The following is a 15,197-nucleotide window of genomic DNA, read 5'->3' as shown; positions in this document are numbered from 1 at the left end:
ATTTTTTCCACCGCACTTATTTTATGTGCGATTTATTGGCTTTTCGCCGTTTCGTCTTCTGCCACCAAGGCGACAATACGGCAGTGGGTTGGGATCGCTTGTTCATCATTGATAATCGAAATAAAGCCTTTATCATCAATGGTATATAACGGCACAAATTGTTTATTGGTGGTTTTGTAATCCTGATAAGTATAGCTATCGGTCAGATTGGTAACCTTAATCCGTGCATTTTTTGCCAACATACTGGCTAATTTGGCATAGGTGACATTTTTGCCAAAAAGCCAGTTAGAGCGGTAGTTATCTTGAATATCATAACGTTCCGTTGGGTTGTTATCATCACTGAAACGAATGCGGTAAATGTTTTCTTTATCAAATTCGTGGCGATAATGAATTTCCGACAAGGTGTTGAGTTCTTTATCCGTGCTAATGGCGAACATATTGCCTAGCCCAATCAGATCTAAATGCCCGTCTGCGTGAGTAGAAACAGGGTTACCGTAGTAGGTGCGAAGCCCTAACATTCTTGCTTTGGCGACTTCATTATAGTGGCGGCTTGCTACTAGCACTTCCACATTTTGATCTTTTAGAGATTTCGCGATTGCCAACGCCACAGGGTTTGAGCCAATAATCAGTACGCCTTTGTACACAGCCTCTTGCACATTCAGCCATTTTGCAATGGTTTTTGCCCCCAAGCCTTGAATTAACACTGTACCGATAATAATCGTGAACACTAATGGCACGAGCAATTCCACGCCTTGAATGTGCGTTTCCTGCAATTTTATGGCAAATAAGGAAGAAATTGCCGCTGCCACAATTCCACGCGGCCCAATCCAGCTAATCATCAGCTTTTCATTTAAACTTAAACTTGAACCGATTGAAGAAAACCAAATGGCGAGCGGACGCGCAATAAACATTGCCACGAATAAGAGCAAAATTCCTGCAATGCCCACACTAACCAGATGGGTTAAATTCACTCGTGCAGCTAAAATAATAAACAGGGTAGAAATCAGTAAAACGGTCAGGGACTCTTTAAATTCTAAAATATGATCTTTAGGGAAGCCTTTCCAATTAGCCAATGCCACGCCTAATACGGTGACGGTTAAGAGACCTGATTCGTGGGCAAAATGGTTTGAGGCGGTAAATAACAGTAAAATATAAGCAAGCACAAACACGTTGCGTAAATATTCTGGGATCATATGGCGTTTAATCAAATTTGCTAACAGCCACGCCCCTGCCATTCCAATAACTCCCGCTACTGCAATGATTTTCGCAAAAGTGCCGATTTCGCTCGATTCACCGCCAGAAATAATGTATTCATACACTAAAACCACCGCAATCGCGCCGATTGGATCAATGATAATGCCTTCCCATTTGAGAATATTGGCAATGTTACTGTTGGGGCGAACACTACGTAATAACGGCACAATCACCGTTGGGCCAGTTACACACACTAATGTGCCGAAAAGCAGGGCAATGCGCCAATCCACATCAAACAGAAAATAAGTGGCGACGGAAATCACACTGACGGTGATGAGCATTCCGAGCGAAACCAAGAGTTGCACAACCTTGCCGTGTTGTTTAATCTCATCAAATTCTAACGTAAGCGCGCCTTCAAAAAGGATCACAGCCACACCAAGGGAAATAAAAGGAAAGAGCAAATCGCCCAAAATGACATCGGGATTAAACAACTTCAGCACGGGGCCAACAATAATCCCTATCAGCAATAAAAATAAAATTGAAGGTTGTTTTAAATACCAAGCTAACCATTGTGCCACTATGCCTAAGCCGACAATAGCAGATAAAATAAATGCGGTATCCATAAGTTCTCCATAAATAATCAAAGCGAGAAAAGCTCGCGTAAAAAAGTGCGGGCAAAATTCTATCATTTTTTGACCGCACTTTGTTTTTTATTGTGGGACAATAAGTCAGCTTATTCTGCTAATTCTGTTTGTTCGTGCGACATTAGCTCTTGTCCGACATCTTCTAGTAAGCTGATATAGCGTTCGTATTGACGCAAAATATCTGCAATCAGTTCATCACGCGTCATATATTGCACATCGTAACCCGTGCGACCATCTGCAAAGTAGGTCATCGGTTGATATGTTATCGAATGTTGAATATGCGGGAGATTTTCATCATCAACTAACTGCGATGAAATTTCGTGGCTCACGGATTTCACCCCGTAGATAAAATCACGCATTGATTCTTTTTTGATGATAAGTTCCACGCTAGGTTCTTCAGCATCCAATGACGGGACAACATCCACATTAAGATTGTAAACTTCCACTAACTCTTGCCGTAACTCACGCATTGCAGGCAAGGCAGTACGTTTTAGGAATTTGACAATATCCTTTTCTTGCGTTTGGTTGAGCATTTGCCCCAAGCGTTCTTTCCATTTTTCGCCCGTCCATAACAAACTGGTTGGCGTGACTTTCGCGGCGAAATATTTTTGATCCGCATTCAAGCCTTTCCATAAACTCACGCACATCACTAACATCAACATTGCAAAGGGAAGTGCGACTAGCAAGGTCATTGTTTGCAGTGTGCCTAGCCCACCTTCACGCATTAGTACAATAGCAAGTACCATCATCACAACACCCCACATCATTGCTTGCCAACGTGGCGCAGAAAGGCTTTTATCGCGAGATGCCATATTATTTAGCACATAAATACCCGAATCTGCCGACGTGATAAAAAATAATGAAATGATCACTAAGGCTAAGGTTCCTGTGAGGGCAGAGAGCGGTAAATAATCTAAGAATTTAAACAATAATTTTTCTGGTGCCGAGGTGAACTCGTGCAATGCCCCGTTCGCCACGTTTAATTCTAACCAAATTGCGCTATCACCAAACACGGTAAACCAAAGAATGCTGAATAAGCTTGGTACGGCTAGCACACCAAAAATAAATTCACGAATGGTGCGACCACGAGAAATACGTGCGATGAACAAACCGACAAACGGCGCCCAAGAACACCACCACGCCCAATAAAGCACCGTCCAGCCGGTAAACCACGCGGTGTTTTCTGTTTCATAAGCGTAGGTTTTAAAACTTAAACGCACTAAATTGCTTAAATAAATGCCAATGTTATCGCTGAATGTGGTTAATAAATAGAGGGTTGGGCCTGCGACTAAAATAAACAGCATTAGCGTTAATGCTAATCCCAAATTGATCTCACTAAGCAATTTGACGCCTTTCCCCACTCCTGAAATAGCAGAAAACACGGCAATAGACATCACTACGACGATAATAATCGTTTGCAAACCGAAACTATTTTCTTGCACCACGCCCAGTTCAGTTAGCCCTGCCCCAAGCTGAGCTGCGCCAAAACCTAAGGTCGTGATAATCCCGAATAGAGTGGCGATTAATGCCATAATATCGATCACATCGCCAATTTTGCCGTTGATCCGATCTTTCAATAGAGGATAAAAGCAAGAGCGCAATGCCAAGGGTAATTTATAACGGAAACCGAAATACGCTAACGCAAGCGCAATCACCCCATACACCGCCCACGCGTGAATACCCCAGTGGAAAAAGGTGTGTAATAAGGCTTCTTGCTGTTTATGTTCCGCCGATCCTGTGGTGATCGAGGAAAAATAATGGGTGAGTGGTTCTGCTACACCGAAGAACATCAATCCCACCCCCATTCCAGCGGCGAATAACATTGCTAGCCAAGAAAGAAAGGAAAATTCAGGCTCTTCTTCATTTGCCCCGAGCTTAATGTTACCTAAGCTACTCACTGACAATACGAATAAAAAACACAGAAAAATGGAAAAGGCTAAAATATAAAACCAGCTAAAATTCGCAAACACGCCCGCTTTTGCCCAATTTAAAAGTGCGGTGGTTTTTTCTGGCAAAATTAAGGTTGCGGCAAGCAACAAAAGCACCAGTAATAAGGTTGCCCCTATGACAAAGGGGTTAAACGATGATCTTTTATGAATAAAAGTAGAAAAAGACACAACAATTATTCTCCTTTATGTTAATGTTTTACGCATTATCAATGCTAATAAGTCAATTGAAATCGCAGCGAGAGCGTTCGCTAAAACAAAGAATGCAAAACAAATTAATGAATGAAATTGCTTCAATTTTGAGCTAAAAAAGACTATTGATTTGTCTTTCTCAGCAATAAACGTTTATACAACGCATTGAGTTGTACATAACAGTACAAAAAGACGAAAAAATCATACTTTATCAATATGAAATTCTCAAAAACAAACAGATTATAGCATAAAATATCGAATTTTCACAGAGCTTATTATTTTTACTTATATATCAATAAGATAGCCTTACATTTTATAAACTCACTCCCGACAAAAAGGACGTGCTTTTTCTTGACCTTAACCTTAGGATAAGGTTTATTATTTTGCCTCATTTAATTACACAAAAAAGAAGGTCATCATAATGAAAAAAGCTCGCTTGATTTTAATCGGTTTACTTTCCACGACGGCAATGGCTGAAATGCAACACGTGCATTCTGCCCATCAACCTAACGAAATGCAAAATGCGTTAATGGAAAGTATGTCAGCAATGCACAGGGATATGGAAAAAGGAATGCAGTATCAAGATGCCGATGTGGCATTTGCAGCCAGTATGCTACCTCATCACGAAGGTGCAGTAAAAATGGCAGAAATAGAATTAAAATATGGCAAAGATCCTGAATTACGCCAACTTGCGGAAAATATTATTAAAGCACAGCAAAGCGAAATCCAATTTATGCAACAATGGTTGGAAACTCATCAAGCTAAACAATAACACAGAAATCACGCCCCGATGATTAGGGCGTGATGTATCTTCCCTACGTTTAATCGCGACGAAATTTTCGATCACCGTCGCAAAATATGCATAAAATTTACCTTTATTCTACGCTTTATTTTAAGCTACGCCTCTATTTTGCCAATTTCTACAATAGTAATGTTAAACAACGAAATCGTACTCCGCTTATTACAAATCCCCAAACTTGGCGCTAATAGCATTCAAAAAATATTGGCTGACATTCCGCCTGAACAGCTTTTAGACTATGACGCGATCGCGTTCAAACAAATCGGTTGGACAGAAAAACAAATTCAGCGTTGGTTTTATCCTGAGCGTAAATTTATCGATCCGGCATTAGATTGGTCGCAAAGTGCGGGCAATGTTTTACTGAATTTTACCGAGCAACATTATCCTTATTTGCTGAAACAAATTCCTTCTGCACCACCGCTTTTATTTTTGCAAGGAAATATGACCGCACTTTCACAACCACAAATTGCCATTGTGGGTAGCCGTTATTGCTCAAATTATGGGGAATATTGGGCGAAGTTTTTCGCGCAAGAATTAAACCAAGCGGGTTTTGTCATTACCAGTGGTTTGGCATTAGGGATTGATGGCTTTTGTCATCACGCGGTGGTGGCACAGAAAGGGCAAACCGTTGCGGTATTAGGCAGTGGGCTAAATGCTATTTATCCTGCTAAACATCGTGGTTTAGCTCAGCAAATTCTTGAAAATAATGGTGCATTGGTTTCTGAATTTTTGCCCAACCAGCCTCCGGTAGCAGAAAATTTCCCTCGTCGAAACCGTATTATCAGTGGGCTTTCTCTTGGTACATTAATCATCGAAGCAACAGAACGCAGTGGCTCACTGATTACCGCTCGCTACGCCCTTGAGCAAAATCGAGAAATCTTTGCGCTCCCCGGCCATATTCAAAATGGGTTCAGCGAAGGCTGTCATAAATTAATTAAACAAGGCGCAACACTGGTGGAAAACGTGCAGGACATTCTAGACAATCTGCCAAATTATGGCGATAACGCCTCACGTTATGCGGTAGCAAAACAACAAGATCTTCCACTTAATTTAAACGGCTCGCCAAAAAACTCCGCCACACAGCCAAATGAGCCACCAAGTTACCCTGAACTTTACGCCCAACTTAGCCATATTGCCATCAGCCTTGATGAGCTTTCCGCACGGTTATCCTTACCTATTGATGAATTGCTCACCCAACTATTAAGTTTAGAACTGCAAGGTTTAGTGGTCAGTGAAAATGGATTATATCGAAGAGGTTGATACAGCATTACTCGCCCAACACATATTGATACAAGCGATAACTCACTTGCCCTGTGTTTTTTTCTTTTAACAGCTGCCAAGTATTTGGCACACGCAAGGTTTTATTTTTTTCTGTTTCCACATAAATGAGTGCATCTGGCTTGAGCCAATTAAATGAGGTCAGCAAATCAACAGATTGTTGAGCGAAATCGAAATGAAAAGGCGGATCGAGAAATACCACGTCAAACAAGGGATCTTGCGGTGCTTGCTGTAAATAATACAAGCTATCTTGATTAATCACTCGCCCTTGCTGTGGCGTACATTTCAGTTGCTGTAAATTTTGCGTGAGTTGGTTTGCTACCTGTTTATTAAGCTCTAAAAAGGTAACCTGCTTGGCTTGCCGTGAAAGCGCCTCTAACCCTAATGAACCACTACCCGCAAAACAATCCAAACAGCTTGCATCTACAATATAAGGCATCAGCCAATTAAATAGCGTTTCCTTCACCCGATCCCCTGTTGGTCGCAAGCCTTGCGCATTAAGCACCGGCAATTTCCGTCCACGCCAAAGCCCAGCAATAATACGGACTTCTCCTTTTGCCAAGTTAGTGTGTTGCTTGCGGGTAACAGGATTTTTTTTCATAGGGATTCGCCAAATTATGATAAACTATGCAAACTTTTCGCTGAGCTTAATGCTAATTTTCAGCCTGTTTTTGCGTTGAATAACAGAATAAAATTAAGGCACATAGTTTAGTATAAAAATGGCTTAGTACAAATTCAAAAAATCAGTAATTTTTCATAATAGTGAGCAATTTATGGCAGAAAAAAATAAAAAAGGTGGTTTTTGGTCTTGGTTTGGATTAGGAAAAAAGAAAGAAGAAACATCAAACCAAGCTGAAATACAAAAAACAGAAATCGCAAAGCAAGCAGAACTTCCACAAGAACAAAGTGCGGTAGAAAATCCTGATGTTTTAGCACAAGAAACAAAAATCGCAGAGCAAGCAGTGCTTTCACAAGAACCAAGTACGGTGCAAAATCCTGATGTTTTAGCACAAGAAACAAAAAACGCAGAGCAAGCAGAACTTCCACAAGAACCAAGTGCGGTGCAAAATGCTGATGTTTTAGCACAAGAAACAAAAATCGCAGAGCAAGCAGTGCTTTCACAAGAGCAAAGTGCGGTAGAAGATCCTGATCTTTTAGCACAAGAAACAGAGAGCGCAGAGCAAGCAGAACTTTCACAAGAACCAAGTGCGGTGCAAAATCCTGATGTTTTAGCACAAGAAACAGAGAGCGCAGAGCAAGCAGAACTTCCACAAGAATCAAGTGCGGTAGAAAATGCTGATGTTTTAGCACAAGAAACAGAAACCGCAGAGCAATCAGGACTTCCACAAGAACCAAGTGCGGTAGAAAATGCTGATGTTTTAGCACAAGAAACAGAAATCGCAGAGCAAGCAGTGCTTTCACAAGAGCAAAATGCGGTGCAAAACACTGACATTTCAACCCAAGAAAAACCAAGTGAAGGGGGCTTTTTTAGCCGTTTAGTGAAAGGCTTAATTCGCACGAAACAAAATATCGGTTCAGGCTTTTTCGGGTTATTTTCAGGTAAAAAAATTGATGATGATCTGTTTGAAGAATTAGAAGAACAACTTCTCATCGCTGATATTGGAATGCCAACAACGACCAAAATTATCAATAATTTAACTCAGCACGCAAGTCGTAAGCAGTTAAAAGATGCGGATCTGCTCTATCAACAATTAAAAGTAGAGTTAGCTGAAATTATTAAACCTGTGGCACAGCCTTTGGAAATTGATCATAGCAAAAAACCTTATGTGATTTTAATGGTCGGCGTTAATGGCGTAGGAAAAACCACCACCATTGGAAAACTTGCACGCCAATTCCAAATGCAAGGCAAATCGGTGATGTTAGCGGCGGGAGACACCTTCCGTGCTGCTGCCGTAGAACAACTTCAAGTGTGGGGGGAGCGTAACAATATTCCCGTAGTTGCACAAAGTACTGGGGCGGATTCAGCCTCCGTAATTTATGATGCAATGCAATCTGCAGCCGCACGAAATATTGATATTTTGATTGCGGATACCGCTGGGCGTTTACAAAATAAAAATAACTTGATGGATGAGCTGAAGAAAATCGTTCGTGTAATGAAAAAATACGATGAGACCGCTCCACACGAAATTATGCTCACGCTTGATGCCGGCACGGGGCAAAACGCAATTAGCCAAGCCAAACTATTCAACGAAGCCGTGGGCTTAACAGGAATTAGCTTAACTAAATTAGATGGCACAGCCAAAGGCGGCGTAATTTTCGCCATCGCCGATCAATTTAAACTGCCAATTCGTTATATTGGTATTGGTGAAAAAATTGAGGATTTACGCCCATTTAAAGCAGATGAATTTATTGAGGCGTTGTTTAATACGGAAACGACACATCATTAAGCTAAAGGCTTTCTTTTTGGCGGTCAATTGTTCAAGTTTTAGTTTTGTGCAACTGCTACTAATGTCGGAAAAATGGATATTTTCCACCGCACTTATGATCTGCCCCCAAAAGTTGAACAGGTTGTTAAACTATAAATACTGAGTTCTGTATTGAACAGGACTCAGTCCTTTTGAAGCCATTTTAATACGTTTTTGGTTGTCATACACCACAGATTCCTCAAGTTCAGCTTGCAATTCCGCTATCGACGTATAGCTATGCGTATAAAAACACTCGGATTTTAAAATCGCAAAGAAACTTTCAATCACCGCATTATCATAGCAATTCCCGCGTCGGCTCATACTCGGTATCGCGCGCCCCTCCAGCATTTTTCGCCAAGCGTTTGTATGATAAAGAACGCCTTGGTCACTGTGAATAATGGGGCAATCCGTCGCACTTAATTGGCTTAACCCTTGTTCCAGCATCTTTTTTACCAAGGGAAAATTGGGGCGCCTTGCAAACTGATAGGCGATAATTTCTCGATTCGTCAAATCCATTAATGCGGAAAAATACAGCTTCTCCCGCCCAATATGAAATTCGGTCACATCCGTCACCCATTTCTGATTCAGTTTTGTCGCAGTAAAATCACGATTCAGCACATTTAGCGCAATCAAAGCGGTCTTACCTCCCGTACCTTTTCTTGCGAACAATCGACTGAATTTGCAACTCCCTCATTAATTTCAGTACGGTTTTATGATTCAACGTAAACCCGATTTGACGTAATTTGAACGTTAAAGGGCGGTAGCCATCTCGCTGTTTACTCGCTTGATACAGCGAGAATATTGCCGCTTTTTCTACCGAGTAATCGCGCTTAACTTCTTGATAATAAAAGGTAGAACGCGGCCTTTTCGCCACTTTCAGTAAATCATCTAACGCGTGCTTTTGCTTTAGTTCGTCAATGGCGGCTCTTTTTTCTGCCGTCGTTTTTATCGGTCTAATTCCTCCAACTTTTTTAAATAAGCAATCTCTGCACGGGCGAGAGCCAGTTTACGTTGCAATTTTTTAACTGCTTTAGGGGATAACTCTGTGGGGTCAGGAATATTCATCTCTTTTTTCTTCATTTTGGGCTTAACTCTTTTAGGTTGAATAAAGGGGGATTTTACCCCCTCTAAGCCTCTTTCGTGAAAGGCTTTTAACCACTTAATCACAAGAGAATGAGAAATCTGATAACGTTTAGCCACTTCTCGGATACCCACACCCTGTTCGGTGACTTGTTTGATAATTTCTAAACGGAATTGATAGGTATAGGACATAATCTGCACCTCTAATTAGGTGTCCAGTTTTTAGGGAGCAGATCAAAATGCGGTGGAAAATTTGTAAAAAATAGCCGCACTTAGCCAATTTCTAAAACAAATGAGCAAGCCGTTTGACTTGCTCACAATGTTTATGAAAGCAAACCTAGTGTCGTTAATTTTTACGATTTTTCCATAATCGAATTAAGCGTCTATAACGTTCAGATACAGCTTGAACCAATTGCGCATCCGAAAGCTCTCCTGATAGCCATTGGTAAGATGGCTGACCAAAAATCGTACGCCCCACAGCAAAACCTTTGACTAATGGTGTATTAGCAGAGGCTTTAAAGACCTGTCCAAATGTTTCTTCTGGTGCATCCAATCCTAAAATAAGAATACCACGACAATAAGGATCGCTTTGTTCAATGACATTGCTGATCTCTTGCCAAGCCAGTGAGGATACACCGGGTAATTTCCACCAATCTGGCTTAATGCCAATGGCATAGAAGTGCTTAATCATTTCTGCATAATAATGTTCGTTTTGTTCCATATCTACAGGCAAAATAATTTCTAACAACAACTCATGCCCTGTACGGCAACAAGTTTGATAAACTTGTTTGAGCATTTCGTCTTGCTCTATGCGTAAATCTGCATTATCTGCGGGATGATAGAAAACAAGACATTTAACAACGTGTTCCGCTGGCCAATTGATTAGTTGGCTACCGAGATCACCGTACTCTAAACGTAGCGGGCGAGAAGATGGTAATTCAATTGGTCGCCCTATCCACCAGCCTTTCCCTGTGATTTCATTGAGTGCAGCTTGCCCAAAGGTCGTGTCTGCGAGGACACCTGCATATCCGTTGGAAATACCTTCTTGTTGAGCTGTTTGTTCAGCAGCTTGTACGAGAAGTTTTTTTAGCACAGGAATTTTATCTAAATTAGCCCCACACTTTTGTGCCATATCGACAAGTTGTTTGCGATGATCAAAAGCAAAAATGCAGAGATCATTCCATTGTTTTTTACGTGAGGTGACACGATGTAAATGATTTAGTTGTAAATCTAGGTCAGGACGTGGCACGCTTTCTGCTCGAGCAAGATAATCATCAAGTTCTGTTTTAGTTGGCATTGCTGGCGCACAGCCATGACGTGAAACCACTAATGCACCGCAAGCATTAGCATAACGGCAGCATTGCTCCCAGCTTTCTCCATTGATATAACCGCGTAATAAACCTGACATAAAGGCATCACCTGCACCTAAAACATTCAATACCTCAACCCGAACACCGTAAACATTAATACCCCCATCCAAATCATTAGGAATATCACCTTCAAACACGGAGCAACCTAATGCGCCACGTTTACATACAAGAGTAGCATCACTCACCTTACGAACATTTTTTAATGCAGTCAGTGTATCTGTTGAGCCGCCGGCAATATGGAATTCTTCTTCGGTGCCAACTAACACGTCAAAATGGTGTAACACTTCTTGCAGGGATTTAGTCACGGCTTCAGAATCAATAAAGCGAGTTTCACCATCACCAAGAGAGGTTAATCCCCACAAAACAGGGCGATAATCAATATCAAGCAAGCGTTTTGTGCCGTTACGCCCAGCATACTCTAAGGCAGTCAATACTGCTTGGCGTGTGTTAGGATGAGATAAATGTGTTCCTGTAATCGCAAGCGCTTTTGCTGAAGCAATATAAGCTTCATCAAAATCCTTCGCATCAATTGCCATATCCGCACAATTATCGCGATAAAAAATAAGTGGGAAAGTATCTTGATCTTTGATACCTAAAATGACTAAGGCAGTTAAGCGCGCTTTGTCGGTAATAAGATGACTCGTATCCACCCCAACTCGTTGTAATTCTTCACGTAAGAAACGTCCCATATGTTCATCACCTACACGAGCGAGCATTGAGGATTTAATACCTTGTACCGCTGTACCATAAGCAACATTTCCTGATGATCCGCCTAAATATTTCGCAAAAGAAGTAACGTCTTCCAAGCGACAGCCAATTTGTTGAGCATACAAATCTACTGCCACACGTCCAAGACAAATAAGATCTAAGGTTTTTTCAGTCGTTTTCATTGTGCTTTTCCTTAGTGATGATGAAATCACAAAATACTTAACTCATAAAATCATAGTCAAATTAAAACATATATTTCAAAAATGTCATTTTATGAAATTAATATTTGAGAAGTAGATCACAAAGATTTTCTCTATTTATGATAAAACTGCAACGAAACCTTAAAATTTATCAAAGAACATTTTCTGTTCAGATGAAATTTTTGATATCATTAATTAAGTTATAAAATGTTTATTTCGTTAGGAAAGTAGAATGCAAAATAACTCTCAATTAGTCCAATTACAAAATGAAATCCGTGCGCGTTATGACAACTTAAGTAAGCGCTTAAAGCAAGTGGCACAATATGTACTAGACAATAGTAATAGTGTGGTCTTTGATACAGTAGCCACCATTTCTGAACGAGCCAATGTACCGCCTTCCACTCTAATTCGCTTTGCTAATGCTTTTGGATTCAGTGGGTTTAATGAAATGAAACAAATCTTCCGTGAAAACCTAATGGAAGAAACAGCAAATTACACTGAGCGCTTACAACTTTTTCGTCAGCTTGAACCAGAACAGGCCAATCGGGAAAGTGCGGTGGATATTTTAAATATTTTTACTCAAGCAAATCATCAAGCTTTACAGCAACTAGCTAACCAAACTTCTGAGCAAGAAATACAACGCGCAGTGGAAATTCTAAACAATGCGAATAATATTTTCATTATTGGCTTAAAACGCTCCTTTAGCATAGCAAGCTATTTCGATTATGCCCTACATCACTTAGACTGCCGTTCATTTTTAATTAATGGCTTAGGGGGAATGTTTGATGAACAACTGAATTTAGTTAAAGAGGGTGATGTTGTCATTGCAATCAGTTTCTCTCCTTACGCGAAAGAAACCGTAGATATTATGCATACCACAGCAAATAAAGGCGTAAAGCAGATCGCAATCACGGATAGCCAAATTAGTCCTCTAATCGCTTTTAGTGATGTCTCTTTTGTAATTAAAGAAGCCCAAGTGCGTGGCTTTCGCTCACAATGTGCAACAATGACTTTAGTGCAAACCTTAGCAATTACACTGGCATTGAAGAAAGAATTACCTCTTTAAAAACAAATAATAAACAAAAAGGCTTGAGAATGCCTCTCAAGCCTTTCTTATTTCTGCTTAGAAAATTAATCGCCAAGACGCTCTTTAATACGTGCCGATTTACCTGAACGCTCACGTAAGTAGTAAAGTTTCGCTTTACGAACCGCACCTTTACGTTTAACAGCGATGCTTTCTACAACAGGTGAGTGAGTTTGGAATACACGCTCAACGCCTACACCGTTAGATACTTTACGTAAAGTGAATGCGCTGTGCAAGCCACGGTTACGAATTGCAATAACCACGCCTTCGAATGCTTGCAGACGACGTTTACTCCCTTCAACAACCCATACTTTAACTTCTAAAGTATCACCCGGACGGAAGCTAGGTACGTTTTGTTTTAATTGTTCTTGTTCAATTTGTTTAATGATGTTACTCATTGTGTAATCCTTCTAAGATCCTAGTATTAACTGATGATTTCACGAAACTGGACAAAGCCATTTCGCGATCAACTAATCAACTTTATTTGCTTGCTGTTCAAGTTTTACTTGTGCCAGCAATTTTCGTTGTTCGTCAGTCAGAGCTAGGCTTTCCAATAGCTCAGGGCGTCTTAACCACGTTCGTAATAACGATTGTTTTAATCGCCATTTGCGAATTTCTGCGTGGTTACCTGACATCAACACCGCAGGTACTGACATTCCATCGAGTACCTCTGGGCGAGTATAGTGGGGACAGTCAAGCAATCCTTCCGCAAAAGAATCTTCTTGTGCGGAGGCTTGTTTGCCTAATACACCGGGAATAAAGCGTGCAACGGCATCAATTAATGTCATTGCGGGTAATTCACCACCCGTTAAAACGTAATCACCGATTGACCATTCTTCGTCAATCTCCGTTTCAATCACTCGTTCATCAATGCCTTCATAACGACCACTGACTAAAATCAATTTTTGATTTTTTGCCAATTCTGTTACACCATTTTGATCGAGCTTACGACCTTGTGGTGAAAGATAAATTACCTTTACCCCTTCTCCTGCGGCCGTTTTAGCGGCGTGGATTGCATCTCGTAATGGTTGCACCATCATCAACATTCCAGGCCCACCGCCGTAAGGGCGGTCATCAACGGTTTGATGTTTATCCGTGGTAAAATCCCGTGGATTCCAACACTGTACTTGCAAGAGATTCTGTTTTACGGCTCGTCCCGTTACCCCATACTCAGTAATCGCTTTAAACATTTCGGGGAACAATGATACAAGACCAATCCACATTGTTATTTTCCTAATTTGTAGGCTCGAAATGCTACAACCTAAAGCTCACTGTATGCCTGAGTTTAGAAACCAGCGTCCCACTCCACGTCAATAGTTTTGGTAGTGAGATCTACTCTTTTAACTACTTGTCCATACAAAAACGGAATTAACCGTTCTTGTTTACCAAAAGCATCTTTGCTATTTGCTCGCACAACTAAGACATCATTTGAGCCAGTTTCCATCATTTCTGCCACTTTACCCATTTTGTAACCTTGTAAATTCACAACATCACAACCAATTAAATCGTGCCAATAATAATCCCCTTCTTCTAACTGAGGGAATACACTTAAATCAACACCGATTTCAATATTTGCGAGGGTTTGTGCCATTTCACGATCATTGATACCTTTTAATTTAACAATAAGTTCGTGATTATGATGTTTCCAGCTCTCTAATTCTGTTGCTTGCCATTGACCTTTAATTTTTAAAAACCAAGGCTGATAATCAAAAATGCTTTCAGCTTGTTCTGTTGATGAATAAATACGTAACCAACCACGAATTCCGTATGTTGAACCTAATTTCCCAACTACTTCAATTCTCTGTTGTGTCATTTTATTCACCTATTAATCTGAAAAATCTGCAATTAAGCAGCTTTTTGCGCTTCTTTTACTAAAGAGCTAACGCGATCAGATAATGTCGCCCCTTTTTCAACCCAAGCATTTACGCGCTCTAAATTAATGCGTAAACGTTCAGCTTTACCTGCTGCTAATGGGTTAAAAAAGCCAACACGCTCAATAAAACGACCATCACGAGGGCAACGGCTGTCAGCGACAACAATTTGATAAAATGGGCGTTTTTTAGCTCCGCCACGAGATAAACGAATGGTTACCATAACCTTCCTCTAATTTTAATAAACAAAAAGAAAACCCACATCGAAGGAGTGGGAATGCTTACTTTTTTCTCTGTATATATAGACAAAAAGCCTGTGGATTGTACTCTTTTTTACGAAAAAAGCAAGGTAAATAGCGTGATGAAGTGAATTATTCTTTAATAAAAAAGCCTTCCTTTGTTACA

At 40.6% G+C, this 15,197-nt stretch carries 15 protein-coding genes; 4 read left to right on the top strand and 11 right to left on the bottom strand.

The window, feature by feature from the left end:
• Window positions 1-32: 32 nt before the first annotated feature.
• A complete protein-coding gene (locus L4F92_RS02010) occupies window positions 33-1,817 on the bottom strand; it encodes a cation:proton antiporter (protein ID WP_250364019.1) in 1,785 nt (594 codons plus the stop codon).
• A gap of 110 nt (window positions 1,818-1,927) precedes the next feature.
• Window positions 1,928-3,955, bottom strand: coding sequence for a BCCT family transporter (locus L4F92_RS02005; protein ID WP_250351506.1), 2,028 nt, complete (start codon window positions 3,953-3,955; stop codon window positions 1,928-1,930).
• Between the two features lie 490 nt (window positions 3,956-4,445).
• Between L4F92_RS02005 and copM the strand changes: the two genes are divergently transcribed.
• Window positions 4,446-4,748 (top strand): CopM family metallochaperone, encoded by a 303-nt coding sequence (gene copM / locus L4F92_RS02000; protein ID WP_326938224.1) that lies wholly within the window; start codon window positions 4,446-4,448, stop codon window positions 4,746-4,748.
• A 159-nt stretch (window positions 4,749-4,907) separates the two neighbouring features.
• Complete coding sequence (dprA, locus tag L4F92_RS01995; RefSeq protein WP_250364017.1) at window positions 4,908-6,035, top strand: DNA-processing protein DprA; 1,128 nt, start codon at window positions 4,908-4,910, stop codon at window positions 6,033-6,035.
• Window positions 6,036-6,042: 7 nt separating this feature from the next.
• Here the strand turns inward: dprA and rsmD are convergent, their stop codons facing one another.
• Window positions 6,043-6,654 carry a 16S rRNA (guanine(966)-N(2))-methyltransferase RsmD gene (rsmD, locus tag L4F92_RS01990; protein ID WP_250364016.1) on the bottom strand — a complete coding sequence of 204 codons (612 nt, stop codon included), beginning with the start codon at window positions 6,652-6,654 and terminating at the stop codon, window positions 6,043-6,045.
• A gap of 172 nt (window positions 6,655-6,826) precedes the next feature.
• Here rsmD and ftsY point away from each other — a divergent pair, with 172 nt between their 5' ends.
• Complete coding sequence (ftsY, locus tag L4F92_RS01985; protein WP_250364015.1) at window positions 6,827-8,461, top strand: signal recognition particle-docking protein FtsY; 1,635 nt, start codon at window positions 6,827-6,829, stop codon at window positions 8,459-8,461.
• Window positions 8,462-8,590: 129 nt separating this feature from the next.
• On the opposite strand, the gene L4F92_RS01980 is transcribed toward ftsY, so the two are convergent.
• The 4 genes from L4F92_RS01980 to L4F92_RS01965 form a co-directional block, all read right to left on the bottom strand.
• Window positions 8,591-9,148, bottom strand: a complete 558-nt coding sequence (locus tag L4F92_RS01980) for an IS3 family transposase (protein WP_265748356.1) — start codon at window positions 9,146-9,148, stop codon at window positions 8,591-8,593.
• Entirely contained in the window at window positions 9,120-9,353 is a 234-nt protein-coding gene (locus tag L4F92_RS01975; protein ID WP_250364013.1) for an IS3 family transposase, read from the bottom strand. The genes L4F92_RS01980 and L4F92_RS01975 overlap by 29 nt, the downstream gene beginning before the upstream one ends.
• Before the next feature lie 71 nt (window positions 9,354-9,424).
• Window positions 9,425-9,751 carry a helix-turn-helix domain-containing protein gene (locus tag L4F92_RS01970; RefSeq protein WP_250364012.1) on the bottom strand — a complete coding sequence of 109 codons (327 nt, stop codon included), beginning with the start codon at window positions 9,749-9,751 and terminating at the stop codon, window positions 9,425-9,427.
• Between the two features lie 154 nt (window positions 9,752-9,905).
• Window positions 9,906-11,819, bottom strand: a complete 1,914-nt coding sequence (locus L4F92_RS01965) for a bifunctional 5-dehydro-2-deoxygluconokinase/5-dehydro-2-deoxyphosphogluconate aldolase (RefSeq protein ID WP_250364011.1) — start codon at window positions 11,817-11,819, stop codon at window positions 9,906-9,908.
• A 250-nt stretch (window positions 11,820-12,069) separates the two neighbouring features.
• Here L4F92_RS01965 and L4F92_RS01960 point away from each other — a divergent pair, with 250 nt between their 5' ends.
• Window positions 12,070-12,903, top strand: coding sequence for a MurR/RpiR family transcriptional regulator (locus L4F92_RS01960; RefSeq protein WP_250364010.1), 834 nt, complete (start codon window positions 12,070-12,072; stop codon window positions 12,901-12,903).
• 65 nt (window positions 12,904-12,968) lie between these two features.
• Here the strand turns inward: L4F92_RS01960 and rplS are convergent, their stop codons facing one another.
• From rplS to rpsP, 4 genes are all read right to left on the bottom strand, one after another.
• Window positions 12,969-13,319 (bottom strand): 50S ribosomal protein L19, encoded by a 351-nt coding sequence (gene rplS / locus L4F92_RS01955; protein WP_250351010.1) that lies wholly within the window; start codon window positions 13,317-13,319, stop codon window positions 12,969-12,971.
• Window positions 13,320-13,391: 72 nt separating this feature from the next.
• On the bottom strand, window positions 13,392-14,144 hold the full coding sequence (gene trmD, locus L4F92_RS01950) for a tRNA (guanosine(37)-N1)-methyltransferase TrmD (protein ID WP_250364009.1): 753 nt from the start codon (window positions 14,142-14,144) through the stop codon (window positions 13,392-13,394).
• 62 nt (window positions 14,145-14,206) lie between these two features.
• The gene (rimM, locus tag L4F92_RS01945; RefSeq protein WP_250351012.1) at window positions 14,207-14,734 is read right to left on the bottom strand and encodes a ribosome maturation factor RimM; all 528 of its coding nucleotides are present in this window, start codon (window positions 14,732-14,734) and stop codon (window positions 14,207-14,209) included.
• A 32-nt stretch (window positions 14,735-14,766) separates the two neighbouring features.
• Window positions 14,767-15,015 (bottom strand): 30S ribosomal protein S16, encoded by a 249-nt coding sequence (gene rpsP / locus L4F92_RS01940; protein ID WP_250351013.1) that lies wholly within the window; start codon window positions 15,013-15,015, stop codon window positions 14,767-14,769.
• Window positions 15,016-15,197: the final 182 nt, after the last annotated feature.

Source organism: Avibacterium sp. 21-595 (assembly GCF_023611905.1).
Taxonomy (GTDB): domain Bacteria; phylum Pseudomonadota; class Gammaproteobacteria; order Enterobacterales; family Pasteurellaceae; genus Avibacterium.
This window is presented reverse-complemented; position numbering and strand designations above follow the sequence as displayed.

Bases quoted from the DNA above. Each gene is read 5' to 3' on its own strand.
- L4F92_RS02010 (WP_250364019.1), bottom strand. From the start codon at position 1,817: ATGGATACCGCATTTATTTTATCTGCTATTGTCGGCTTAGGCATAGTG.
- copM (WP_326938224.1), top strand. From the start codon at position 4,446: ATGGCTGAAATGCAACACGTGCATTCTGCCCATCAACCTAACGAAATG.
- dprA (WP_250364017.1), top strand. From the start codon at position 4,908: ATGTTAAACAACGAAATCGTACTCCGCTTATTACAAATCCCCAAACTT.
- rsmD (WP_250364016.1), bottom strand. From the start codon at position 6,654: ATGAAAAAAAATCCTGTTACCCGCAAGCAACACACTAACTTGGCAAAA.
- ftsY (WP_250364015.1), top strand. From the start codon at position 6,827: ATGGCAGAAAAAAATAAAAAAGGTGGTTTTTGGTCTTGGTTTGGATTA.
- L4F92_RS01970 (WP_250364012.1), bottom strand. From the start codon at position 9,751: ATGTCCTATACCTATCAATTCCGTTTAGAAATTATCAAACAAGTCACC.
- L4F92_RS01965 (WP_250364011.1), bottom strand. From the start codon at position 11,819: ATGAAAACGACTGAAAAAACCTTAGATCTTATTTGTCTTGGACGTGTG.
- L4F92_RS01960 (WP_250364010.1), top strand. From the start codon at position 12,070: ATGCAAAATAACTCTCAATTAGTCCAATTACAAAATGAAATCCGTGCG.
- rplS (WP_250351010.1), bottom strand. From the start codon at position 13,319: ATGAGTAACATCATTAAACAAATTGAACAAGAACAATTAAAACAAAAC.
- trmD (WP_250364009.1), bottom strand. From the start codon at position 14,144: ATGTGGATTGGTCTTGTATCATTGTTCCCCGAAATGTTTAAAGCGATT.
- rimM (WP_250351012.1), bottom strand. From the start codon at position 14,734: ATGACACAACAGAGAATTGAAGTAGTTGGGAAATTAGGTTCAACATAC.
- rpsP (WP_250351013.1), bottom strand. From the start codon at position 15,015: ATGGTAACCATTCGTTTATCTCGTGGCGGAGCTAAAAAACGCCCATTT.